The sequence below is a fragment of the Streptomyces sp. yr375 genome (genome assembly GCF_900110755.1).
Taxonomy (GTDB): Bacteria; Actinomycetota; Actinomycetes; order Streptomycetales; family Streptomycetaceae; genus Streptomyces.
Genome location: NZ_FOFF01000008.1, coordinates 104,708 through 127,573 on the forward strand (window position 1 = coordinate 104,708; position 22,866 = coordinate 127,573).

A 22,866-nucleotide genomic window follows, 5' to 3' on the forward strand; every position below is an offset into this window, starting at 1 on the left:
CCCCGAGGAGCACAAGCAATGTCCCGCACCCTGACCCGCGTCCGCGCCGCCTACGCCCGTATCGAGGCCACGGCCCGCCCGGAGATCTGGATCGACCTGCGGCCCCAGGAGGAGGTCGAGGCGGAGGCCCGCACGCTCGACGAACGGCTGGCCCGGGGCGAGCACCTCCCGCTCGCCGGCCGGCTGCTCGCCGCCAAGGGCAACATCGACGTGGCCGGCCTGCCCACCACGGCGGGCTGCCCGGCGTACGCCTACCAGCCCGCCGCCGACGCCCCCGCCGTGGCCCGCCTCAGGGCGGCCGGCGCGCTGGTGCTGGGCACCACGAACCTGGACCAGTTCGCGACCGGCCTGGTGGGCACCCGCTCCCCGCACGGCGCGGTGCGCAACGCCCACGACCCGGCGCGGGTGAGCGGCGGTTCGAGCGCCGGTTCGGCCGTCGCGGTCGCCCTCGGCATCGTCGACCTCGCCCTCGGCACCGACACCGCCGGTTCCGGCCGGGTCCCGGCCGCCTTCAACGGCATCGTCGGCATCAAGCCCACCCGCGGCCTGGTCCCCACCGAGGGAGTCGTCCCGGCCTGCGCCTCCATCGACTGCGTCACGGTGTTCGCCCGCACGCTCCCCGAGGCCGAACAGGCGCTGGCCCACATGGCGTCCCCGCCCGACCGCGCCCTGCCGTCCCTCCCCGCCCGCACCCCCGGCCCCTGGCGCGTCGCGATCCCGCCCCGCGAGCAACTGGGCGAGCTGGACGAGGGCTGGGCGGAGGCGTACGAGGCGGCGGTACGGCAGGTCAGGGCGGCCGGGGCCGAAGTGCGCACCCTCGACCTCACCCCGTTCACCGAGGCCGCCGCGATGCTCTACCAGGGCGCGTTCGTCGCCGAGCGCTACACCGCCGTAGGCCACTTCGTCGACAAGCTGCTCGCGGAGGGCGGCGAAGGCCTGGACCCGACGGTCACCGGCATCATCACCCGGGCCCGCGACATCCCGGCCCACCAGCTCTACACGGACACCGAGCACCTGACGGCCCTGCGCACCCGCGCCCTGGCCGAACTCGCCGACGCGGACGCCCTGTTGCTGCCGACCACCCCCGGCCACCCCACCCTCGCCGAGGTCGCCGCCGACCCCCTGGGCGCCAACGCCCGCCTGGGCCGTTTCACCAACTCCACCAACCTCTTCGACCTGGCGGCGGTCGCCGTCCCGGCCGGCCAGGCGGGCGGACTCCCCTTCGGCGTGATGCTGATCGGCCCGGCCTTCACGGACGAACGCCTGGCCCGAATCGCGGAACTGCTCCACCCGCACACCCAACTGGCAGTGGTGGGCGCGCACTTGTCCGACCAGCCCCTGAACCCCCAACTCCTGGCCCTGGGCGCGGTCCTGGACCGCACAACGACAACAGCCCCCGCCTACCACCTCCACGCCCTCCGAACGACCCCACCCAAGCCGGGCCTGGTACACGTGGGAGACGGCGGCACAGAAATCGAGGTGGAGATCTGGCGCCTCCCGGCAGAGGGCCTGGGCCGCCTCCTGACGTCCCTCCCGCGCCCGATGACCCTGGGCAGCGTGCAACTGACGGACGGAAGCAGCGTCCCAGCCTTCCTGTGCGAGCCAAGCGCGTTGGAGAACGCCGAGAACATCACGCAACACGGCGGCTGGCGCTCATACCTCAACAAGCACTAGGGAGACCCACAAAAGGGGCGCGGGGCTGTATCGATATGCGGCTCCGCCGCGTGGGCGCGACCAGCCACGACGAACCCCCCGCCCGCCCCCGAACCCGCGTCACCCCACCGACGAATAGGCGACAACCCCCCGCAGCAACTGATCAACCGCCTTACGAGCAGCCTTGGCCACGGTGGACCCCTCGCCGGCAGACCCCGCAGAGGCCGCGGAGATCTGCCCCAACACGTCGATCACCTGCTTGCACCACCGCACGAAGTCCCCCGCCGGCATCTCCGCCTCCCGCAACACCTCGTCGAGCCCCTTCCCGGAAGCCCACATGTACGCGGACCAGGCGAACCCGAGATCAGGCTCACGCTGCCCGACCCCCTCCGTCTGGCTGATCCGGAAATCCTCCTCCAGGGCATCCAGCCGCCCCCAGATCCGCACCATCTCCCCGAGCGCGGCCTTCGCCTTGCCCGAGGGCAGCTTCGGCGCCATCGCGTCGTCGGCGACCCGCGACTCGTAGACCAGCGCCGAGACGCAGGCGGCGAGCTCGGCGGGGGCCAGCCCCTCCCACACGCCCGCGCGCAGGCATTCGCTGGCCAGCAGGTCGAGCTCGCCGTAGAGCCGGGCGAGCCGCTTGCCGTGCTCGGTGACCTCGTTGCCGCGCAGATAGTCCAGCTCGGTCAGCAGGGCCACGATCCGGTCGAAGGTACGGGCAATGGTGTTGGTGCGTCCCTCGATCCGGCGCTCCAGTTGCGACGTGTCGCGCAGCAGCCGGTGGTAGCGCTCGGCCCAGCGGGCGTGGTCCTCGCGGTCGGTGCAGCCATGGCAGGGGTGCGCGCGCAGCGCGGTGCGCAGCCGGGCGATCTCCCGGTCGTCGGCGGCCTGGGCGCGCTGCTTGCGGGCCCGCTCCGGCGGGATGTGCCCGGCCTTGGTGCGCAGCGCGGAGGCGAGGTCGCGGCGGGACTGCGGTGAGCGCGGGTTGAACGTCTTGGGGATGCGCATCCGGTCCAGCGCCTCGACCGGGACCGGGAAGTCGATCGAGGCCAGCCGCTTGACCTGCCGCTCGGCGGTGAGGACCAGCGGACGCGGCCCGTCATGCTGGTCGAAGCCGCGATGCCCGTTGGCCCGCCCGGCGGGCAGACCCGGGTCGAGGACGAGCGCCAGCCCCGCGTACTTGCCGGTCGGGACGTGGATGACGTCGCCCGGCTTGAGCTTCTCGAGCGCCACGGCGGCCTCGGCGCGCCGCTGGGCCGCGCCCTGCTTGGCGAGTTCGGTCTCGCGGTCCTTGAGGTCGCGGCGCAGTTGCGCGTACTCGTCGAAGTCGCCGAGGTGGCAGGTCATCGAGGCCCTGTAGCCGTCGAGCCCCTCCTCGTTGCGCTGCACCTGCCGGGAGATCCCGACCACCGACCGGTCGGCCTGGAACTGCGCGAACGACGTCTCCAGCAGCTCTCGCGAGCGGTGCCGGCCGAACTGCTCGACCAGGTTGACGGCCATGTTGTACGACGGCTTGAAGCTGGAGCGCAGCGGATAGGTGCGGGTGCCGGCCAGTCCGGCGAGGTGGTCGGGGTTCATGGCGCGCTGCCACAGCACCACCGCGTGCCCCTCGACATCGATGCCGCGCCGGCCCGCGCGCCCGGTGAGCTGGGTGTATTCGCCGGGGGTGATGTCGGCGTGCTGCTCGCCGTTCCACTTGACGAGCTTCTCCAGTACCACGGACCGTGCGGGCATGTTGATGCCCAGCGCGAGCGTCTCGGTGGCGAAGACGGCCTTGACGAGGCCGCGTACGAACAGTTCCTCGACGACCTCCTTGAACGTCGGCAGCATGCCCGCGTGGTGGGCGGCGATACCGCGTTCCAGGCCCTCCAGCCACTCGTAGTAGCCGAGGACGTGCAGGTCCTCGTGCGGGATCGCGGCCGTGCGCTCCTCGACGAGGGCGCGGACTTCGGCGCGCGCGTCCTCGTCGTTCAGGCGCAGTCCGGCGTGCAGGCACTGCTGGACGGCGGCCTCGCAGGCGGCGCGGCTGAAGATGAAGGTGATCGCGGGCAGCAGCCCTTCGGCGTCGAGCCGCTCGATGACCTCCGGCCGGCCCGGCGTCCACACCCGGGAACGCTGTCTGCGCTCCCGCTCGCGGTCGGCCTCGCGCATGTTGCGGCCACGCCTGCGGTCCTGGTACGAGGGCCTGCTCGCCTCCATGCGGGCCAGCCGGGCGAGGTCGGGGTTGACGGCCCTGCGGTGGCCCTCGCCCTCCTCGAACAGGTCGTACATCCGCCGCCCGGCGAGCACGTGCTGGAACAGCGGCACGGGCCGGTGCTCGGAGACGATCACCTCGGTGTCGCCGCGCACGGTGTCGAGCCAGTCGCCGAACTCCTCGGCGTTGGACACCGTCGCGGAGAGGCTGACCAGGGTGACCGACTCGGGAAGGTGGATGATCACTTCTTCCCATACGGCGCCCCGGAAACGGTCGGAGAGGTAGTGCACCTCGTCCATCACCACGTAGCCCAGGCCGAGGAGGGTCTGCGAACCGGCGTACAGCATGTTCCGCAGCACCTCGGTGGTCATCACGACCACCGGGGCGTCGGAGTTGACGCTGTTGTCGCCGGTGAGCAGGCCCACCTTGTCGTTGCCGTAGCGGCGGCACAGGTCGGAGTACTTCTGGTTCGACAGCGCCTTGATGGGTGTCGTGTAGAAGCACTTCTTGCCCTGGAGCAGGGCGAGGTGGACGGCGAACTCGCCCACGATCGTCTTGCCCGAGCCGGTGGGGGCGGCCACCAGGACGCCCTTGCCCGCCTCGAGGGACTGGCAGGCCTCGATCTGGAAGGGGTCGAGCCCGAAGTCGTACATCTCGCGGAAGGACGCGAGCGCGGTGGCCTGCTCGACAGCGCGCTTACGGGCTGCCGCGTACCGCTCGGCCGGGGAGAGATCGTCTGTCATCGTGCTTTCGAGCGTACCGGGCCGCACTGACAACAGGACGATCATTATCCGGATCCAGGACGCGACACGCCGAGAAGCAGCGGAGAAGCAGCAGGGGCCGGACGGATGCCCGTCCGGCCCTACGTCTGTCCCGCCCGCCTGCCTGGTCCCGCGCAGGCTCAAGGCTCAGGCTCAGGTGATGTCGTCGTATCCGTTCACGCGCGACGGTGCTGCCTCGACGCTGCCGCCCGCCGACACGGGTTCGACCTCGTCGACGGCCTCCGGTGTGAGATCGATCCGCGACGCCTCGTCGTCGTCCAGCTCGGCGTCCGGGTTCGCGCGGCGGCGGCGCCGGTCGTTGAGGAGGGAGATGCCGACCGCGATGAAGTACAGGACGATGATGGGCCCCGCGAGGGCGATCATGCCGAAGGGGTCGGTGGTGGGGGTCGCCACGGCGCCGAAGACGAAGACGCCCATGACGACGCCACGCCACCAGCCGGCCATCCTGCGCCCGGTCACCATGCCGCTGAAGTTGAGCATGACCAGGAGGAGGGGCAGTTCGAAAGCCGCGCCGAAGATCAGGATCATGCGGACGATGAAGTCCAGGACCTTGTCCATCGGCAGGATGTTCGCCGAACCCTCGGGCGTGATCCCGAGCAGCACGCGCATGCTGATCGGCAGGACCGTGTAGGCCAGCGTGGCACCGGCCAGGAACAGGGGCACGGCCCCGGACACGAACCAGTAGGTGTACTTGCGCTCGTGCTGGTGCAGGCCCGGCGCGATGAACGCCCACAACTGGTACAGCCAGATCGGGCTGGAGATGATGATGCCCGCCATGAAACACACCTTCACCGTGGTGGTGAAGGGCGACAGCAGGTCGGTGTACGCGATGACGGCGCAGGTGCCGCCGGTGGACTCACCCAGTCCCGTGGTGCACTTCGGCACCGGGCCCATCAGGAACGTCATCAGTTCCTGGCTGTAGAAGGCGACCACCACGGACACGACCGTGACCGCCAGCATGGCCTTCGCGAGCCGGTTGCGGAGCTCACGAAGATGATCCGCGAGGGGCATCCGCCCCTCGGGGTCCTTCTCCTGCTTCCGGGCAGACTTCAGCAACCCACGTTCCCATCTCGTACGGCGGGCCGGAGGTCACCGGCCCTGAGTCAGCGCTTGGTCGTGTCCGTCGGCTCGGTGACCGGGCGGGAGCTGGTCACGTCGCCGGGGGCGGCCTGGATGGTGCGCTGTGCCGGGGGCTGCTCGTCGTTGTTGGGCGGGCCGGCCGGGGTGGCCGTGCTGCTGCCCTCTTCCTTCATCGCCTTGGCCTCGCTCTTGAGGATGCGAGCGGACTTGCCGAGCGAGCGCGCCATGTCGGGAAGCTTCTTGGCGCCGAACAGCAGGATGACGACGACGAGAATGAGAATGATCTCGGGGGCGCCGAGCCTTCCGAACATAAGTCTTTACCTTCTCACCGAGGCTGCGGGGGCGGGTTGCCGTCCGACAGATCGGACGTCTGTCCGAACAGTCGTCCTGACAGCGATCGTAACGCTCAGGGGTAAACGTGAGGCAATCCCTGTACGTACTCCCGGTAAGCGGTCCGGGCCTCGTTCTCCGAGCCGCGACCAGCAGCGTACCTGCCCCCACCACCCGGACGGGAGGGCGAAGTGGCACAAAACGCATTCGCCGCAGGACTCACAGGACGACCACAGCGCCCGGCGAGCCCCACCACAGCAGCGGTCACAGGGTGTCCACAGCCCGGGCCGCGCTCACGGCCGCCCGCTCCAGATCCTGCGCGGCCCGGTCGATGCGCCGCGCGGACTCCGCGACCTGCCGCCCCAGCCGCTGCGCCTCCACGAAGACCCGCACGACGAACACCGCGAGGACGACAAGACCCGCGAAACCCACGGCAACCGCGAACATCGGCCAGAACATGGAGCCGAGCCTAGACCCCGCTACGGGGTGTGCAGGCGCAGGGTCCGCACGCCCCCGCCGGTGAGCAGTTCGACGATCCGCTCGCCGGCCGGCTTGCGCACGGCCGCCCCGCAGTCCGGGCAGGTGAAGGAGTAGAAGGTGGTGCTGGAGGAGGCGCCGATCGCCAGCCGCAGGGCGCTCGCGGTGAGCTCGAAGGCCCCCCGGCAGTCGGGGCAGCCGGCTCTGAACCGCACCGGGGTCACGCTGCGCATTCCCGCGAACGCGGACGCCACCGAGATACCCGGCCCGCCGGACGCCACCGACTCGCTCAAAGCCCCTGCTCCCGCCCGTCGACCCGACTGTCACCCTGCTGCCGGCCCGCATCGGCCGGCAGGCCGCGCACCGCCGCCTGCGCCTCGATCCCGTCGTACGCCGCCAGCGCCTCGCGGGCGGCCCGGCGGGCACTGTCGGCGAGGTCCGGCGGTGACACGATCCGGCCCTCCCGGCCCAGCCGCAGGGCCAGCCGCCGCAGCGAGGCCGGTTCGGGGGTGCGCAGAGTGATACGCAGTCCGCCGTCCGGAAGCTCATCGGCGCTGTCGTGCGGGTAGTACTCGGCGACCCAGCGGCCGCCCGGCCCGACCTCCACGACGACCTCCGGGTCCTCGGCGGCCGGCTGCACCAGCCCCTCCGACAGGTCCCGCAGCTCGATCTCGGGCGGCGCGGACGGCTCGTCGAGGATCCTGATCTCGGCGACCCGGTCCAGCCGGAAGGTGCGCCGGGCCTCCGAGCGGCGGCACCAGGCCTCCACGTACGTGTGCCCGACGCTGACCAGCCGGATGGGGTCGATCTCGCGCTCGGTGACCTCGTCCCGAGCGGGCGAGTAGTAGCGGATCCACAGCCGGCGGCGCTCGGAGATCGCCCGGTCGACGTCCGCGAAGACCCCGCCCTCCGACTCGAACGTCACCGACAGCCGCGCGCTCGCGCCCGCCGCCTCGCCTGCCGCGGCCTCCACCTTCGCCGTCGCCCGCAGCAGCGCCTGCCGGTCGCCCTCGCGCAGCCCGGGCAGCGTGGACACCGCCCGCGCCGCCACCAGCAGCGCCGTCGCCTCGTCCGCCGCCAGCCGCAGCGGCTCGGCGGCCTCCGCGCCCAGCGCCGCCGGGTTGTGCCACCAGATGCGCTCGCCGTCGGTGTCGATGTCGAGAAGATCGCCGCCACGGAAACTCGTGCCGCACATGGGCAGCACGTCGAGGTCCGAGACCAGCTCGTCCTCCGTGATCCCGAACGCGCGCGCCACGTCCTCGATCCGCGCGCCGGGGCGCTCCCTGAGATACGTCACCAGGGAGAGCATCCGCCGGGTCTGGTCGATCGCGTTCGCCGGCCTGACCGGTTTGCCTGCCACTGTGTTGCTCGCTCCCCCTCAGCCCTTCGCCACGGCCCGCAGCCGGTCCACGACGTCCGCCCGCAGTTCGGCGGGGTCCAGGACCACCACATCAGGCCCGAACTCCACCAGCCACGCGTCCAGTCCGTGCCCGTACGGAATCTCCAACTCGTCCCAGCCGTCCCCGAGTTCCCGAACCGCACCGGCCTTCGCCCGCAAGGGGTACCCGCAGCCCGTCCGCAGCCGGATCAGCGCACTGCGGTCGGCGGTCTCCCCCGCCCAACTCGCCACGGTCTCCCGCACGGTGACCACATCGGGCACCTCCACGGTGAAACCCGCCCCGCGCGCACGCACCTTCCCGGTGATCCGCGACAACCGGAACACCCGCTCGGCGCCCCGGTCCCGGTCGAAGCCCGCCAGATACCAGTGCCCGCGCCAGCACTCCAGCGCCCACGGCTCGACATGCCGGGGCTCCGGATGCGCGGCGGTCGCCTTGCGGTAGTCGAACACCACGGGCCGGCGGTCCCGGCAGGCCAGCATCAACGGCTCGAACGCGGCCTCGTGCACGGGGATCCGCGGCTCCAGCGCGCCATGCGGCTCGTACGGGTCGACGTCCTCGGGGAGCCCCGCCGCGCGCAGCTTCTGCAGAGCGCCGCTCGCGGCACCCGCCAGCCGCGCCTGCTGCCACACCTTGGCGGCCAGGCCCAGGGCCGCGGCCTCCTCGGCGTCCAGGGTGATGGGCGGCAGCCGGTTGCTGTCACGGCGCGCCAGATAGCCGATCTCGCCGTCCAGGCTCTCCACGGTCTCGATGACCAGGCCCAGTTCCCGCAGATCGTCCTTGTCCCGCTCGAACATCCGGTTGAAGGAGTCGTCCGACCCGGCCGCACCGCTCCCCGGCCGACAGGTCTCGACATACGCCTCGATGGAATCGCGCAGCTCACGCTTGCTGAGCGGCCGGCGCGTCCCGAGCAGACACAGCGCCAGGTTCATCAGCCGCTCGGCCTTGGCAATGGCCATCGACGCCCTTCGCCTCCCCTATGGTGCTTACGATCGAGACCGTACCGCCCAGCGGCGCAGGGACAAAAGCCGAGGGCCCACACCCGGTCAGGCATGGGCCCCAGCCGATCACCACTGGTCCTACGACGATCAGACCCCGAGCAGGTCCACCACGAAGATCAGCGTCTCACCGGGCTTGATCGCCGGGGTCGGGCTCTGGTTGCCGTAGGCGAGGTGCGCGGGGATGGTCAACTGGCGACGGCCGCCGACCTTCATGCCCTGCACGCCCTGGTCCCAGCCCTTGATGACCCGGCCGCCGCCGAGCGGGAAGCGGAACGGCGTGTCACGGTTCCAGCTCGCGTCGAACTCCTCACCGGTGCTGAAGGCGACGCCCACGTAGTGCACGGAAACGGTGTGACCCGCCTGCGCGACCTCGCCGTCGCCCTCCCAGATGTCCTTGATCTCGAGGTCCGCCGGGGGCTCGCCGCCGGGGAAGTCGATCTCGGGCTTCTCGATGCTCACGTCACTGGCTCCTGCATGTCTCACGGAAAGGCAACAACACGGACAGTCTTACATCTCCGGCGGCCTCACACCTACGACAGGATGTCCACCGAGAAGACCATCGTGGAGTCCTTCTCGAGACCGCTGCCGCTCGGCGGGTTGTCCCCGTAACCCAGCGCCGGCGGAACGACGATGACGACCCGGCTGCCCACCTTCTTGCCGGTCAGCCCCTGCGACCAGCCCTTGACGACCTGCTGCAGCGCGAACGACGTCGGCGCGCCACGGGTGTACGTCGAGTCGAACTCCTTGCCCGTGTTCCAGACGACGCCCTTGTACTGCACGAGCACCGAGTCGGACGCCACCAGCGCCGGGCCGTCGCCCTCGATCACGTAGTTCGACACCAGCTTGGTCGGCGCGGCCGACTTGGGGACCACGATCGAGGGCGCAGTGCCGTCGGTGTTCGTGCCGACCTTCGGCAGCGCGGCGTCGGACTGCGGGACGTTCTTGCCCTTGGCCGAGCTCTTCGGACTGAACGCCTCCTGGATGTCGAACACGAACACCAGCGTGTCGGTGCCCTTGACACCCGCCTCCGTGTTGCCCGCCGCACCGAAACCCCAGGTCGGCGGCACGGAGAACTCCACCCGGCTGCCGACCTTCTTACCCGTCAGCGCATAGCGGATGCCGTCCATCGAAGCGCCCGGCGCGAGCTGGGTGAACTGCGGCTTGGCCGCGAAGGTGTCCACGAGGACCTTCGCGCTGTCCCAGAGCTGGCCCAGAAGGTTGGCCTGGACGACGTCCTTCTCCACGACCGTCTTCCCGGTGCCCACGATCAGCGTCTTCACCGCCAACTGGTCCGAAGGCGTCCCGGTGCCCTTGGCGACCGTCGGCTTCTCACCGAACTTCACCCCCGCCGTGACCGCCGGCAACGGACCGTCGACGATCTTCGGCGGCGGCGCGGCCGACGTGGCCGACGGCGCCGGGGCGGAGGGCGACGCACTGTCGCTCGCCTTGCTCGAGTCGGGCTTGTCGTCACCACAGGCGGAAAGAGTGACCAGTCCCGCGGGTACGGCGGCAAGAATGAGTGAGCGTCGGCGCACGATGAAGCCTCGTAATCGGTCGGTCGTCTGATGGAGTGCGCGCAACTCTACGACGCGACCGGGCGCCGTACGGGAAACGTACGGCGCCCGCGTTGCGTTCCGCACCACATGCGGAACATGTCGCCTCACATGCCGGCGATCAGCTTCTCCACCCGGTCGTCCACCGAACGGAACGGGTCCTTGCACAGCACGGTGCGCTGCGCCTGGTCATTGAGCTTCAGGTGCACCCAGTCCACCGTGAAGTCCCGGCGCTGCTCCTGCGCCCGCCGGATGAAGTCACCGCGCAACCGCGCCCGGGTGGTCTGCGGGGGCACCGACTTGCCCTCGAAGATCTTCAGGTCGTTGCAGATCCGAGCCGCCTGGCCCCTCCGCTCCAACAGGTAGTACAGACCACGACGACGGTGGATGTCGTGGTAGGCGAGGTCTATCTGCGCCACCCGCGGATGCGACATCGTCATGTTGTGCTTGGCCCGGTACCGCTCGATGAGCTTGTACTTCATCACCCAGTCGATCTCGGTACCGATCGCGTCGAGGTCCTCCGCCTCGATCGAGTCCAGCGTGCGGCCCCACAGCTCCAGGACCTGGTCGACCACGCCGGTACGGATCCCGCGCCGCTCGACGAAGTCGACGGCCTTCTCGTAGTACTCGCGCTGCACCTCCAGCGCGGAGGCCTCCCGGCCACTGGCCAGCCGCACCTTGCGCCGGCCCGTGATGTCGTGACTGACCTCGCGGATCGCCCGGATCGGGTTCTCCAGCGTCAGATCCCGCATCACCGTGCCCGCCTCGATCATGCGCAGCACCAGATCGGTCGCACCGACCTTCAGCAGCATGGTCGTCTCGGACATGTTCGAGTCGCCCACGATGACATGGAGCCGGCGGTAGCGCTCGGCGTCCGCGTGCGGCTCGTCACGCGTGTTGATGATGGGCCGCGAGCGGGTCGTCGCCGAGGAGACGCCCTCCCAGATGTGCTCGGCCCGCTGGCTGACGCAGTACACCGCCCCGCGAGGCGTCTGCAGCACCTTGCCCGCGCCGCACAGAAGCTGCCGGGTCACCAGGAACGGGATCAGGATGTCCGCGAGCCGGGAGAATTCCCCGTGCCGGGCCACCAGGTAGTTCTCGTGGCAACCATAAGAGTTGCCCGCCGAGTCCGTGTTGTTCTTGAAGAGGTAGACGTCGCCCGCGATTCCTTCCTCGTGCAGGCGTCGCTCCGCGTCCACCAGGAGTCCTTCGAGAATGCGCTCGCCCGCTTTGTCGTGGGTGACCAACTCGGTCAGGTTGTCACATTCCGGTGTCGCGTATTCCGGATGCGAACCCACGTCGAGATAGAGGCGGGCGCCGTTCCGCAGAAAGACATTGCTGCTTCGGCCCCATGACACGACACGGCGGAAGAGGTACCGCGCCACCTCGTCGGGAGACAGTCGACGCTGTCCCCTGAACGTACATGTGACGCCGTACTCGTTCTCCAGCCCGAAAATGCGGCGGTCCATGAGTGAACATTACGCCCGATCACCTGAACTGAAACGGGGTTCGACAGCACGGTTTGGATCATTTTCCGATGAAGCCGCAACCACCCCGCTTACAGCGGGAGCCGCAAGTACCCGCCCTGTCGCCAGCAAAACCAACAAAGCCACAGCACCCGCCGCACCCGGCACCACGAACCCCCACAGCGCGCCGCCCGCCTCCACCACCGGCCCCGCCAGGCCCGTTCCCACCGACGACCCCACCGTGAACATCGTCACCAGCCACGAGAACGCCTCCGTCACCGTCCCGCGCGGAGCGTGCCGGTCCACGAGGACGAACGCACACGCCAGCGCCGGCGCCAGGAACACCCCCGCCAGCGCCGCCAGCCCCACCATGGCCACCGCACCCGGCATCAGCAGCAACGGCAGGTAACACACCGCCAGCAACGCCACCAGGACCCGCAGTCGCCGCTCCGGCGTCCCCGCCCAGCGCCGCGCCCCGTACACCACACCGCCGACCAGCGCGCCGAGCCCCACAGCCGCCATCAGCCAGCCGTACACCGCGGCGCCGCCGTGGTCGTCCGCGTACGCCAGCGAGGCCACCGAGATCGACCCCAGGGCGATGCCGACGAACAGGAACGACCCCAGCATCGCGAGCAGCCCCGGCGACCGCAGCGCGCCCAGCCAGTGCGCCTCACGCGGATCGGAGCGCCACGCGCGCGAAGGGGCCGCCACGACCACCGAGAGCGCCCCCAGCACCCCCAGGGCGTTCAACGCCAGCAGCGCGACCTGCGGCGACCACAGCGCCGTGCACAGCGTCACCAGCAGCGGGCCGACCGTGAACATCACCTCCTGGGCGACCGCGTCCATGGCGTACGCCGTGTGGATCTGGTCCTGACGGCGCAGCACAGACGGCCACAGGGCCCGCAGCCCGCCCTCCAGGGGCGGGGTGAACAGACCGGCGGCCGCCACCGCGGCGTACGCGAGGGCGAGCGGATCCGTGCCCACGACGGCGAACAGCGCCATGGCCAGCGCCGAGGCCAGCGCCGCCGGCAACTGCACCCGCGGCTGCCCGTGCAGATCGACCAGCCGCCCCAGCAACGGCTGCCCGACGGCGTTCGCGACGCCGTACACCGCCGCCAGCGCCCCCGCGAGGCTGTACGTGCCGCCCTCCGCGCGGACGAACAGCACGATCGCGATCGCGGCCGTGGCGTTGGGCAGCCGGCCGACGAGCGTGCCCGTCAGCAGCCGGGCGGCATGCTTCGCCCTGAGGATCTCCAGATATCCCGCGGCCAATGTCGCCCCCGTCGGCTCGCCCGAGGCGGCGGACCACCCCGAAGTTTTACGTATAACGTCTCGTGAACATACGTACCATGTGCGCTGTTCACCAGTCCAGACGAAGGAGCAGGCCCACCGTGGCACGAGGTAGCACGCGCCCCACGAGCCGCGACGTCGCCCAGGCCGCCGGAGTCTCCCAGGCCGCCGTCTCCCTCGTCCTCGGCGACAAATGGCGCGGCCGCGTCTCCGCGACCACCGCCGACCGCGTACGCAAAGCCGCCCGCGACCTCGGCTACCGGCCCAACCTCGCCGCCCGCAACCTCCGCCTCGGCCACACCCGCACCGTCCTCCTCGTCGTCCCCGCCCTCACCACGGAATTCTTCGCCGGCGTCTACACCGGCGCGGCACGCGTGGCCGCCGAACACGGCTTCGGCGTCGTCCTCTACCCCTCCCCCGAAGGCGTCGGCCCCGCCCGCGACCCCTTCGCCTCCGCCCAGGCAGCCCTCGACGGCGTCCTCGCCTCCTCCATGGCCGCCGACGCCCTCACCGCCATCCGCGGCGACCAACTCCCCCTCGTCATGCTCGACAGCGACCCCACCGGAAGCCTCGGCGCGGCCACCGTCAACCTCGACATCACCGACGGCGTACGCCAGGTCACCGACCACCTCCTCGGCCTCGGCCACCGGCACTTCCTGCACCTCGCGGCCGATGTGCCCTCCTGGACCTTCGAAGCACGCGCGCGTGAACTCACCGAACGCATCGGCGCGGTACCGGGGACCTCACTGCGCACCGCCGCCGCCCCGATCTCCATCCCCGGCGCCCTGGCCGCCGCGGAAGCCGCCCTCAGCACCCCAGGACCACGCCCCACCGCCGTCGTCTGCGACGACGACAAACTCGCCGCCGGCGTCTACAAGGCCCTGCGCCGCCTCGGCCTGCGCGTCCCCGACGACATGTCCGTCACCGGCCTCGACGACCTCGCCCTCGCCACCGCCCTCGACCCCGAGCTGACGACCGTCCGACTCGACGCCGAGCTCTTCGGCGAACGGGGCATGCAAGCCCTCCTCGCCGTCCTGGAGGGCCGCACGCCGGACGGCGGGGACATCCCCGTCGAACTCGTCGTACGAGCCTCCACAGCCCCACCCAGCGCCTCCTGACACGCCTTGCGCCCCGGCCGAGGAGTCGACCGGGGCGCACAAAGGGTGAAACGAGGGATCAGGCGAGGCGTGAGGGCTACTACTCCTCCTCGGAGCTCTCCGCCTCCGTGGACGCCCCGTCCGTCTCCAGCAGCCGACCGAGCTGACGACCGACGATCCGCTTGAACTTGCGCTGCTGCGGCCGCGTACGGTCCAGCACCGCCACCTCCAGCCGCTCCGCCGGAATCTCCCGCTGCGTACCGTTGGTGTCCCGCGACAGCGCCTGGACGGCCAGCTTCAGCGCCTCGGCAAGGCTCATGCCCTCCTCGTGACGCTGATCCAGATAACTGCTGATCTGCTCGGCGTTGCCACCGACCGCCACCGAACCGTGCTCGTCCACGATCGACCCGTCGTGCGGCAGCCGGTAGATCTGATCGCCGTCCGGCGTCTCACCGACCTCCGCCACGACCAGCTCCACCTCGTACGGCTTCTCACCGGCCGAGGAGAAGATCGTGCCCAGCGTCTGCGCGTACACGTTCGCCAGACCACGAGCGGTCACGTCGTCACGGTCGTAGGTGTACCCACGAAGATCGGCGTACCGGACGCCACCGATCCGCAGGTTCTCGTACTCGTTGTACTTGCCGGCGGCCGCGAAACCGATCCGGTCGTAGATCTCGCTGAACTTGTGCAGCGCACGGGACGGATTCTCGCCGACGAACACGATGCCGTCGGCGTACTGGATCACGACGAGACTGCGTCCGCGCGCGATGCCCTTGCGGGCGTACTCGGCACGGTCGGCCATCGCCTGCTGGGGGGAGACATAGAACGGCGTCGACACCGGTTATCCGTCCCTTTCTGTCGAAGTCACTGGATCACCTGCGATGAGAACGGGGCCGCCGACTACAGCAGAGCGGCGCGCGGGCCGTCCGGCTGCTCCAGGCGACGCGCCAGGATCGAGCGGGCGATCTCCGACGACTCCTCGTCGGTCAGCCGACGGAAGCCGTCCTCGGTGATCACGGTGACGATCGGGTAGATCCGGCGGGCGACATCGGGACCACCGGTCGCCGAGTCGTCGTCAGCCGCGTCGTAGAGGGCCTGGACCACGAGCGTCGTGGCCTCGTCCTCCGTCAGGTCGTTACGGAAGAGCTTCTTCATCGCCCCGCGCGCGAAGATCGAACCGGAGCCGGTGGCGGCGAAGTGATGCTCCTCGGAGCGACCGCCCGTGACGTCGTACGAGAAGATCCGGCCTCGGTCCCGGTCCACGTCGAACCCCGCGAACAGCGGAACCACGGCCAGGCCCTGCATGGCCATGCCCAGGTTGGAACGGATCATGGTCGACAGCCGGTTCGCCTTGCCCTCCAGCGAGAGCTGCGCGCCTTCGACCTTCTCGAAGTGCTCCAGCTCCAACTGGAACAGCTTGACCATCTCGACGGCCAGACCGGCGGTGCCGGCGATGCCGACGGCCGAGTACTCGTCCGCCGGGAAGACCTTCTCGATGTCCCGCTGCGCGATGACGTTGCCCATGGTGGCGCGACGGTCACCGGCGAGCACGACGCCACCGGGGAACGTGACGGCCACGATCGTCGTCCCGTGCGGCGCCTCGATCACACCCTGCGTGGGAGGCAACTGCCGCTTGCCGGGCAGCATCTCCGGCTGATGATCGGAGAGAAAGTCCATGAAGGACGAGGACCCGGGCGTCAGGAAGGCAGCCGGTAGACGCCCGGTGCTACGAGTGTTGGCTTCCACGTCGTTCCCTCCAGGTAGGCAACAGCCCGACGACCGACATCGGGATCGTCTCCCAACTTGCCGATGGCCGAATTGCAGTTGAAGCACAGTACGCCACGGACCCTACCCGTCTTGTGGCAGTGATCCACATGGACGGCCGGGGCTTTCAGGCAAATCACGCAGAGCCCCTTTTGAGAGGCGACCATGGCATCACGCTCGGCTTCGGTCATGCCGTACTGGCGCTTGAGATGCCCCCGCCGCCCCTTGACGGCCTTGCATGCCTTGCAACAGGTCGCAAGGCCGTCGGACGCCGTGGCGTTGCGGTGCCACTCACCATGCGGCTTGATCTCCGCACAGCTACGGCAGAACTTGTGGCCCTCGGGCGTCTCCACGCGCGGCCGCACGTTCTTGCCCTTCGCCAGTTGCCGGGCCTGGTGATAGGCCGCCCAGCACTCCCGGCAGTAGGCCTGCAACCCGTCCCGGGCTGCCTTGTTACCGGCGAAGGCTGCTCGCGGCTTGGACTCCTTGCACCGCGAGCAACGCTTCACACTCTCTTCGTTTGCCAACTCCAGAGACCTCGAAACCCTCGATACGAAGGCTACTGGCCGCCTTTCTGAACGAAACTTCGAACGAAGTCCTCGGCATTTTCCTCGAGTACATCGTCAATCTCGTCAAGAACCGAGTCCACGTCGTCGCTCAGCTTTTCCTGGCGTTCCTTGAGGTCTTCCGAGGTCTGCGCCTCGGGGGCCTGCTCTTCGGTCTCCTCCGTGGAGCGCGTCGCCTTCTGCTGGCCGCCGCCGGTGTCCTTGGTCGCCATAACCCTCACCCCGCTCTTTCGCCCGACATGGTCGACAGGTCGGCATTCCTGCCGATCGGTGATGATCAGACCCTACAAGCCGGGTCCGATATCGGCCCCGCAGTTGTCACAACGTACGGGCGCCACCTCGATGATTCCCGGACGAGGGGGTTTCCACCCCGTCCGGCAGGTTCGGTCCGGGTGGCCGCTCAGCCGCCCGAGAGGACCCTGACCAGGTCTTCTGCCGTGCGGCAGCGGTCCAGGAGCTCCTTGACATGATTTCGCGTTCCGCGAAGCGGTTCGAGGGTTGGGACGCGCTGGAGTGAATCGCGGCCCGGCAGGTCGAAGATCACCGAGTCCCAGGAGGCGGCGGCGACGTCGTCGGCGTACTGCTCCAGGCAGCGGCCGCGGAAGTACGCGCGCGTGTCCTCCGGGGGCTTCGTGATCGCCCGCTCGACCTCGGTCTCGTCCAGGAGGCGCTTCATGCGGCCGCGGGCCGCGAGACGGTTGTAGAGGCCCTTCTCGGCCCGTACGTCGGCGTACTGGAGGTCGACGAGGTGGAGGCGGGCGGCGTCCCAGTCGAGGCCGTCACGGCGCCGGTAGCCCTCCATGAGTTCCCGTTTGGCGACCCAGTCCAGTTCACCGGCGAGGCTCATGGGGTCGTTCTCCAGGCGGTTCAGGGTGTCCTCCCAACGGGTGAGGACGTCCTTGGTCTGGTCGTCGGCGTCCGCCCCGTACCGCTCCTCCACGTACTTGCGGGAGAGCTCGAAGTACTCCATCTGGAGTTGGACCGCGGTGAGTGTGCGGCCGCTGCGGAGGGTGACCAGGCGCTTGAGGCTCGGGTCGTGGGAGACCTGGTGGAGGGTGCGGACGGGCTGGTCGACGGCCAGGTCCACGGCGATGAAGCCGTCCTCGATCATGGAGAGGACCAGCGCCGTCGTGCCGAGCTTGAGGTACGTCGAGATCTCGGAGAGGTTCGCGTCGCCGATGATCACATGGAGGCGGCGGTATTTCTCGGCGTCCGAGTGCGGCTCGTCGCGGGTGTTGATGATCGGGCGCTTGAGGGTCGTCTCGAGGCCGACCTCGACCTCGAAGTAGTCGGCGCGCTGGCTGAGCTGGAAGCCGTGTTCGTGGCCGTCCTGGCCGATGCCGACGCGGCCGGCGCCGGTGACGACCTGGCGCGAGACGAAGAACGGGGTCAGGTGGCGCACGATGTCGGAGAAGGCGGTTTCCCGCTTCATCAGGTAGTTCTCGTGGGTGCCGTAGGAGGCGCCCTTGTTGTCGGTGTTGTTCTTGTAGAGGTGGATGGGCTGGGCGCCGGGCAACTGGGCGGCCCGTTCCGCCGCCTCGGCCATGATCCGTTCGCCGGCCTTGTCCCAGAGGACGGCGTCCCGGGGGTTGGTGACCTCGGGGGAGCTGTATTCGGGGTGTGCGTGGTCGACGTAGAGGCGGGCGCCGTTGGTGAGGATGACGTTGGCGAGGCCGATGTCCTCGTCGGTGAGCTGGCTGGAGTCGGCGGCCTCGCGGGCGAGGTCGAAGCCTCGCGCGTCCCGCAGCGGGTTCTCCTCCTCGAAGTCCCAGCGGGCCCGGCGGGCCCGGTGCATCGCCGCCGCGTAGGCGTTGACGATCTGGGACGAGGTGAGCATGGCATTGGCGTTGGGGTGGCCGGGGACGGAGATGCCGTACTCCGTCTCGATGCCCATTACTCGCCGTACGGTCATGCGGCCCTCCTTGCCCGGCGGCACCCTCGGTCGTGGGCGCCGCTCAGATACCGGTGGTGCTCCGGTGCGTGCGCGGTGCCCGTCCCCGCACTGCGCGACCCGGCGGTACGGAAGAGCCTAGAACGCCTCTGCGCTGGTGGGGAGATCATTTGCGTCATTGCCTTGCTCCAGCCGTGGCCTGAAAAACAGTCGGCTGCGGGTACCCGTGGTGGGCACCCGCAGCCGCCCTGTTTTTACAGGTACTGTCCGGTGTTCGCCACCGTGTCGATGGAGCGTCCGGTGTCGGCGCCCTGCTTTCCGGTGATGAGCGTACGGATGTAGACGATCCGTTCGCCCTTCTTTCCGGAGATCCGGGCCCAGTCGTCGGGGTTGGTGGTGTTGGGAAGGTCCTCGTTCTCCTTGAACTCGTCCACGCATGCCTGGAGGAGGTGGGAGACGCGCAGGCCCTTCTGGTTCTTGTCGAGGAAGTCCTTGATCGCCATTTTCTTGGCGCGGCCGACGATGTTTTCGATCATTGCGCCGGAGTTGAAGTCCTTGAAGTAGAGGACTTCCTTGTCGCCATTGGCGTAGGTGACTTCCAGGAAGCGGTTTTCCTCGGATTCGGCGTACATGTGTTCCACTGCCGTCTGGATCATGCTCTGGACGGTGATGGTCCGGTCGCCGCCGTGTTCGCCCACGTCCTCGGAGTGCAGGGGGAGGCGTTCGGTGAGGTACTTCTGGAAGATGTCCTTGGCCGCTTCGGCGTCCGGGCGCTCGATCTTGATCTTCACGTCGAGGCGGCCGGGGCGCAGGATGGCGGGGTCGATCATGTCCTCGCGGTTGGAGGCGCCGATGACGACCACGTTCTGCAGGCCTTCGACGCCGTCGATCTCGGCGAGGAGCTGCGGGACGATGGTGTTCTCGACGTCGGAGCTGACGCCGGAGCCGCGGGTGCGGAAGAGGGATTCCATCTCGTCGAAGAAGACGATGACGGGGGTGCCCTCGGAGGCCTTCTCCCTGGCGCGCTGGAAGACCAGGCGGATCTGCCGCTCGGTCTCGCCGACGTACTTGTTGAGGAGCTCGGGGCCCTTGATGTTGAGGAAGAAGCTCTTGCCGGTGGCCTGGCCGGTGACCTCGGCGACCTTTTTGGCCAGCGAGTTGGCGACGGCCTTGGCGATGAGCGTCTTGCCGCATCCGGGGGGCCCGTAGAGCAGGACGCCCTTGGGGGGGCGCAGCTCATGCTCCTTGAAGAGGTCGGGGTAGAGGTAGGGGAGCTCGACGGCGTCGCGGATCATCTCGATCTGGCCGCCGAGACCGCCGATCTGCTCGTAGCCGATGTCGGGGACCTCTTCGAGGACGAGTTCCTCGACCTCGCTCTTGGGGACGACCTCGTAGACGTAGCCGGAGCGGGGTTCGAGCAGGAGGGCGTCGCCGGGGCGGATGACGACGTCGAGGAGTGGTTCGGCGAGCCGGACCACCCTTTCCTCGTCGGTGTGCCCCTGCACCAGGGCGCGTACGCCGTCCTCGAGGATCTCCTTGAGGGTGACGATGTCGCCGACGCTCTCGTACTCCATGGCCTCGACCACGTTGAGGGCTTCGTTGAGCATTACTTCCTGGCCGCGTCGGAGCTCGTCGAGCTCGACGCCGGGGCTGACGTTCACGCGGAGTTTGCGGCCTCCGGTGAAGATGTCGGCGGTGCCGTCCTCGTTCGCCGTGAGGAAGACTCCGAAGCCGGCCGGCGGCTGGGCGAGCCGGTCGACTTCCTCCTTGAGGGCCACGATCTGGTCGCGGGCCTCACGGAGTGTGTTGGCGAGTCGCTCGTTCTGGGCGGACACGCCGGCCAGGTTGGTCTGCAGCTCGACGATCCGCTCTTCGAGAATCCTCGTGTGTCGCGGAGAGTCGGCGAGCTTACGTCGCAGGACGGCGATCTCCTGCTCAAGGTAGGCAATCTGCCCGGACGGGTCGTCGGACCCTCGTCCCGGGCGGATGCCGCGGTTCATGTCGTCGTCGTGGGCTGCCACGGTCCTCACCTCCTCCAAGGGGAGCTGGACGCTTCCAGACCCTACCTGGGTGGGTGTCGATTGAAACCCCTAGATCACAAAGACTGTCGGGGTGTGTCCGATCTTCACCCTTGCGCTCTCCCTCACGCCAGGGGGATACCCACGGAACACGCTCGGGAAGCGGCCGAGGGTAGGGTCGAAGTGTTCAACACCCGTCAGAGCCTGCATCGTTCCCTTGCGGCTCGACAGTAAACGGCAGGAGTCATGGGCGTGCAGCAGGAAGCCGGGGTCGGCGGCGAGGCGCTGGAGGTCTGGATCGACCAGGATCTCTGTACCGGTGACGGGATCTGTGTGCAGTACGCGCCGGAGGTGTTCGAGCTGGACATCGACGGTCTGGCGTATGTCAAAAGCGCGGACGACGAGCTGTTGCAGGCCAAGGGGGCCACGGCTCCGGTGCCGTTGCCGCTGTTGACGGACGTGGTGGACTCGGCGCGGGAGTGTCCGGGTGACTGCATTCATGTGCGGCGGGTTTCGGACAGCGTCGAGGTCTACGGTCCGGACGCGGAGTGAGTTCCCGGGTGCGGGCTGTGACGGCTGTCTGATTTCTCACAGGCCTGGGTGGCCGGTTTCAGACGCTGTGGGCGCCTGCGGGTGTCGAGCGGATGAACCTGTTGTCCTTCCACTGCCACTTGGCGGTGTCCTTGAGGTCGGGACAGCAACTGGGTACGTCCGGTGTGGAGTAGCCGAGGAGTGTGGCGAGGACTGCTCCGTGGGTGACGGCGAGGCTGGTGACGGTTTTGCGGTCCTTGGGGGCGACGAGGGTGGCGACCACGCGCGCGTGGGTGCGGTCGGCACTGTGCGTGAGGACGTAGACGCTGTCGGGTGGGGTGCCCATGGCCGCGTCGCAGTGGACGACGGCGACTGTTTCGGGGGTGCCGTCGCCGTCGAGGTCGCCGGTCGCCTGCTTGACCACGAGGGGCTGTACGGGGCCGCATTCGATGGGGAAGTCGACGCCTATGGTGGCGGGGGCGACGGTGGTGGCGGGGGCGGGCTTGGCGTCGGTGGCCTGGGCGGCGGTCGCGGGTTTGGGCTGCAGGAGCGAGGTGAGCGCGATGACGCCGGCGAGGGCGGTGGCGGTCGCGACCCAGTGGATCGGCCGGGTGTGGGTGTGCGCCAGTTCCGGGACGGCGGGGTGCTGCACTAGGAGCGTCTCCTGTGATGGCTGTGCCGGTGGGGGTGGGGGGATTGGCCAGCATCGTGCCACACGTCACAGGGTGGGGGAACGGCGGGGTGCGGGGTTTCGGACGCCCGGTGACGTGTGTGGGTGGGGGTCAACGGGAAGGCGCCGTGGTCGAGTTCCGGGTGTGGTGCGGGAACTCGGTCACGGCGCCTTGTCGTTGGGCGTGGTGTGGGGGCCGGATCAGCGGCCGCTGCCTCCGTCGGCGTTGGGGCCGTCGTAGTCGTCGCCGTAGGCGCCCTTGGCGGGGCGGCGGCGGCGCATGGGGGGCTCGACGCCGTCGGCGAGGCGTCGGGCGGTGAGGAGGAAGCCGGTGTGGCCGATCATGCGGTGGTCCGGGCGGACGGCCAGGCCTTCGATGTGCCAGTTGCGGATCATCGATTCCCAGGCGCTCGGCTCGTTGAAGCAGCCGATCTCGCGGATGGACTCGACGGTCCGGGCGAGCTGGGTGGTGGTCGCCACGTAGCAGCAGACGATGCCGCCGGGGACGAGTGCCTTGGACACGGCCTCGAGGCACTCCCAGGGGGCGAGCATGTCGAGGATGACGCGGTCGACGTCGGTGTCGGACAGGTTGTCCTGGAGGTCGCCGACGGTGAGCTGCCAGGCGGGGTGGGGGCCGCCGAAGTAGCGCTCCACGTTCTGCTGGGCGATCTCGGCGAAGTCCTCGCGCCGCTCGTAGCTGTGCAGCATGCCCTGGTCGCCGATGGCGCGCAGCAGGAAGCTGCTCAGCGAGCCGGAGCCGACGCCGGCTTCGACGACGCGGGCGCCGGGGAAGATGTCGGCGAAGGCGAGGATCTGCCCCGCGTCCTTGGGGTAGACCACGGCTGCGCCGCGGGGCATGGACAGGACGTAGTCGGGGAGCAGGGGGCGCAGCGCGAGGTAGGCGACGTTCCCGGTGGTGCGGACAACGCTGCCCTCGGGTGCGCCGATCAGTTCGTCGTGGGGGAAGGAACCCTTGTGGGTGTGGAAATTCTTCCCGGCCTCGAGCGTGAACGTGTAGTGGCGGCCCTTGGGGTCGGTGAGCTGAACCTGGTCCCCGACCTTGAAGGGCCCGCGCCTGCGGGCGGCACCGGTCGGTTCGGACATGT

Annotated in this window: 22 protein-coding genes; 3 read left to right on the forward strand and 19 right to left on the reverse strand. The window is 69.4% G+C overall.

Translation table 11 applies throughout. The annotated features are described in order from the left end of the window. The first annotated feature begins 18 nt into the window (after positions 1–18). Positions 19–1,674, forward strand: coding sequence for an allophanate hydrolase (gene atzF, locus BMZ82_RS11470; RefSeq protein ID WP_093774473.1), 1,656 nt, complete (start codon positions 19–21; stop codon positions 1,672–1,674). 99 nt (positions 1,675–1,773) lie between these two features. Here atzF and BMZ82_RS11475 read toward each other — a convergent pair whose 3' ends face one another. The 11 genes from BMZ82_RS11475 to BMZ82_RS11525 all read right to left on the reverse strand — a co-directional run bounded on the left by BMZ82_RS11475 (position 1,774) and on the right by BMZ82_RS11525 (position 13,205). Continuing rightward, on the reverse strand, positions 1,774–4,635 hold the full coding sequence (locus BMZ82_RS11475) for a DEAD/DEAH box helicase (protein ID WP_093774475.1): 2,862 nt from the start codon (positions 4,633–4,635) through the stop codon (positions 1,774–1,776). 126 nt (positions 4,636–4,761) lie between these two features. Continuing rightward, entirely contained in the window at positions 4,762–5,640 is an 879-nt protein-coding gene (tatC, locus tag BMZ82_RS11480; RefSeq protein WP_093774477.1) for a twin-arginine translocase subunit TatC, read from the reverse strand. Between the two features lie 92 nt (positions 5,641–5,732). Beyond that, a complete protein-coding gene (gene tatA / locus BMZ82_RS11485; protein WP_093774479.1) occupies positions 5,733–6,020 on the reverse strand; it encodes a Sec-independent protein translocase subunit TatA in 288 nt (95 codons plus the stop codon). 283 nt (positions 6,021–6,303) lie between these two features. Further along, positions 6,304–6,498 carry a hypothetical protein gene (locus BMZ82_RS11490; protein WP_093774481.1) on the reverse strand — a complete coding sequence of 65 codons (195 nt, stop codon included), beginning with the start codon at positions 6,496–6,498 and terminating at the stop codon, positions 6,304–6,306. Between the two features lie 20 nt (positions 6,499–6,518). Beyond that, on the reverse strand, positions 6,519–6,809 hold the full coding sequence (locus tag BMZ82_RS11495; protein WP_093774483.1) for a CpXC domain-containing protein: 291 nt from the start codon (positions 6,807–6,809) through the stop codon (positions 6,519–6,521). Beyond that, complete coding sequence (locus BMZ82_RS11500) at positions 6,806–7,876, reverse strand: helix-turn-helix transcriptional regulator (RefSeq protein ID WP_093774485.1); 1,071 nt, start codon at positions 7,874–7,876, stop codon at positions 6,806–6,808. Before BMZ82_RS11500 ends, BMZ82_RS11495 begins: the two co-directional genes overlap by 4 nt. A gap of 18 nt (positions 7,877–7,894) precedes the next feature. Next, positions 7,895–8,872, reverse strand: coding sequence for a helix-turn-helix transcriptional regulator (locus BMZ82_RS11505; protein ID WP_093774487.1), 978 nt, complete (start codon positions 8,870–8,872; stop codon positions 7,895–7,897). 129 nt (positions 8,873–9,001) lie between these two features. Then, positions 9,002–9,373 (reverse strand): FKBP-type peptidyl-prolyl cis-trans isomerase, encoded by a 372-nt coding sequence (locus tag BMZ82_RS11510; protein WP_093774489.1) that lies wholly within the window; start codon positions 9,371–9,373, stop codon positions 9,002–9,004. Between the two features lie 71 nt (positions 9,374–9,444). Continuing rightward, a complete protein-coding gene (locus tag BMZ82_RS11515) occupies positions 9,445–10,449 on the reverse strand; it encodes an FKBP-type peptidyl-prolyl cis-trans isomerase (protein WP_093774491.1) in 1,005 nt (334 codons plus the stop codon). A gap of 125 nt (positions 10,450–10,574) precedes the next feature. Continuing rightward, positions 10,575–11,936, reverse strand: coding sequence for a Pup--protein ligase (gene pafA, locus BMZ82_RS11520; protein WP_093774493.1), 1,362 nt, complete (start codon positions 11,934–11,936; stop codon positions 10,575–10,577). 9 nt (positions 11,937–11,945) lie between these two features. Then, positions 11,946–13,205, reverse strand: coding sequence for an MFS transporter (locus BMZ82_RS11525; protein ID WP_093774495.1), 1,260 nt, complete (start codon positions 13,203–13,205; stop codon positions 11,946–11,948). Positions 13,206–13,324: 119 nt separating this feature from the next. On the opposite strand from BMZ82_RS11525, the gene BMZ82_RS11530 reads away from it, so the two are divergent. After that, a complete protein-coding gene (locus BMZ82_RS11530) occupies positions 13,325–14,341 on the forward strand; it encodes a LacI family DNA-binding transcriptional regulator (RefSeq protein WP_093774497.1) in 1,017 nt (338 codons plus the stop codon). A gap of 79 nt (positions 14,342–14,420) precedes the next feature. On the opposite strand, the gene prcA is transcribed toward BMZ82_RS11530, so the two are convergent. The 6 genes from prcA to arc form a co-directional block, all read right to left on the reverse strand. Next, a complete protein-coding gene (gene prcA / locus BMZ82_RS11535; RefSeq protein WP_093774499.1) occupies positions 14,421–15,158 on the reverse strand; it encodes a proteasome subunit alpha in 738 nt (245 codons plus the stop codon). A gap of 62 nt (positions 15,159–15,220) precedes the next feature. After that, complete coding sequence (prcB, locus tag BMZ82_RS11540; RefSeq protein ID WP_093774501.1) at positions 15,221–16,066, reverse strand: proteasome subunit beta; 846 nt, start codon at positions 16,064–16,066, stop codon at positions 15,221–15,223. After that, positions 16,018–16,611, reverse strand: a complete 594-nt coding sequence (locus BMZ82_RS11545) for an endonuclease VII domain-containing protein (protein ID WP_093774503.1) — start codon at positions 16,609–16,611, stop codon at positions 16,018–16,020. The genes prcB and BMZ82_RS11545 overlap by 49 nt, the downstream gene beginning before the upstream one ends. Positions 16,612–16,643: 32 nt before the next feature. Beyond that, positions 16,644–16,862, reverse strand: a complete 219-nt coding sequence (locus tag BMZ82_RS11550; RefSeq protein ID WP_093774505.1) for a ubiquitin-like protein Pup — start codon at positions 16,860–16,862, stop codon at positions 16,644–16,646. A gap of 188 nt (positions 16,863–17,050) precedes the next feature. Continuing rightward, the gene (dop, locus tag BMZ82_RS11555) at positions 17,051–18,562 is read right to left on the reverse strand and encodes a depupylase/deamidase Dop (RefSeq protein ID WP_371271194.1); all 1,512 of its coding nucleotides are present in this window, start codon (positions 18,560–18,562) and stop codon (positions 17,051–17,053) included. Between the two features lie 233 nt (positions 18,563–18,795). Beyond that, positions 18,796–20,562, reverse strand: a complete 1,767-nt coding sequence (gene arc / locus BMZ82_RS11560; RefSeq protein WP_093774509.1) for a proteasome ATPase — start codon at positions 20,560–20,562, stop codon at positions 18,796–18,798. 243 nt (positions 20,563–20,805) lie between these two features. Here arc and BMZ82_RS11570 point away from each other — a divergent pair, with 243 nt between their 5' ends. Next, positions 20,806–21,111 (forward strand): ferredoxin, encoded by a 306-nt coding sequence (locus tag BMZ82_RS11570; RefSeq protein WP_093774513.1) that lies wholly within the window; start codon positions 20,806–20,808, stop codon positions 21,109–21,111. A gap of 58 nt (positions 21,112–21,169) precedes the next feature. On the opposite strand, the gene BMZ82_RS11575 is transcribed toward BMZ82_RS11570, so the two are convergent. Beyond that, positions 21,170–21,742, reverse strand: a complete 573-nt coding sequence (locus BMZ82_RS11575; protein ID WP_093774515.1) for a hypothetical protein — start codon at positions 21,740–21,742, stop codon at positions 21,170–21,172. Positions 21,743–21,961: 219 nt separating this feature from the next. Continuing rightward, positions 21,962–22,864 (reverse strand): tRNA (adenine-N1)-methyltransferase, encoded by a 903-nt coding sequence (locus tag BMZ82_RS11580; protein ID WP_093774517.1) that lies wholly within the window; start codon positions 22,862–22,864, stop codon positions 21,962–21,964. Positions 22,865–22,866: the final 2 nt, after the last annotated feature.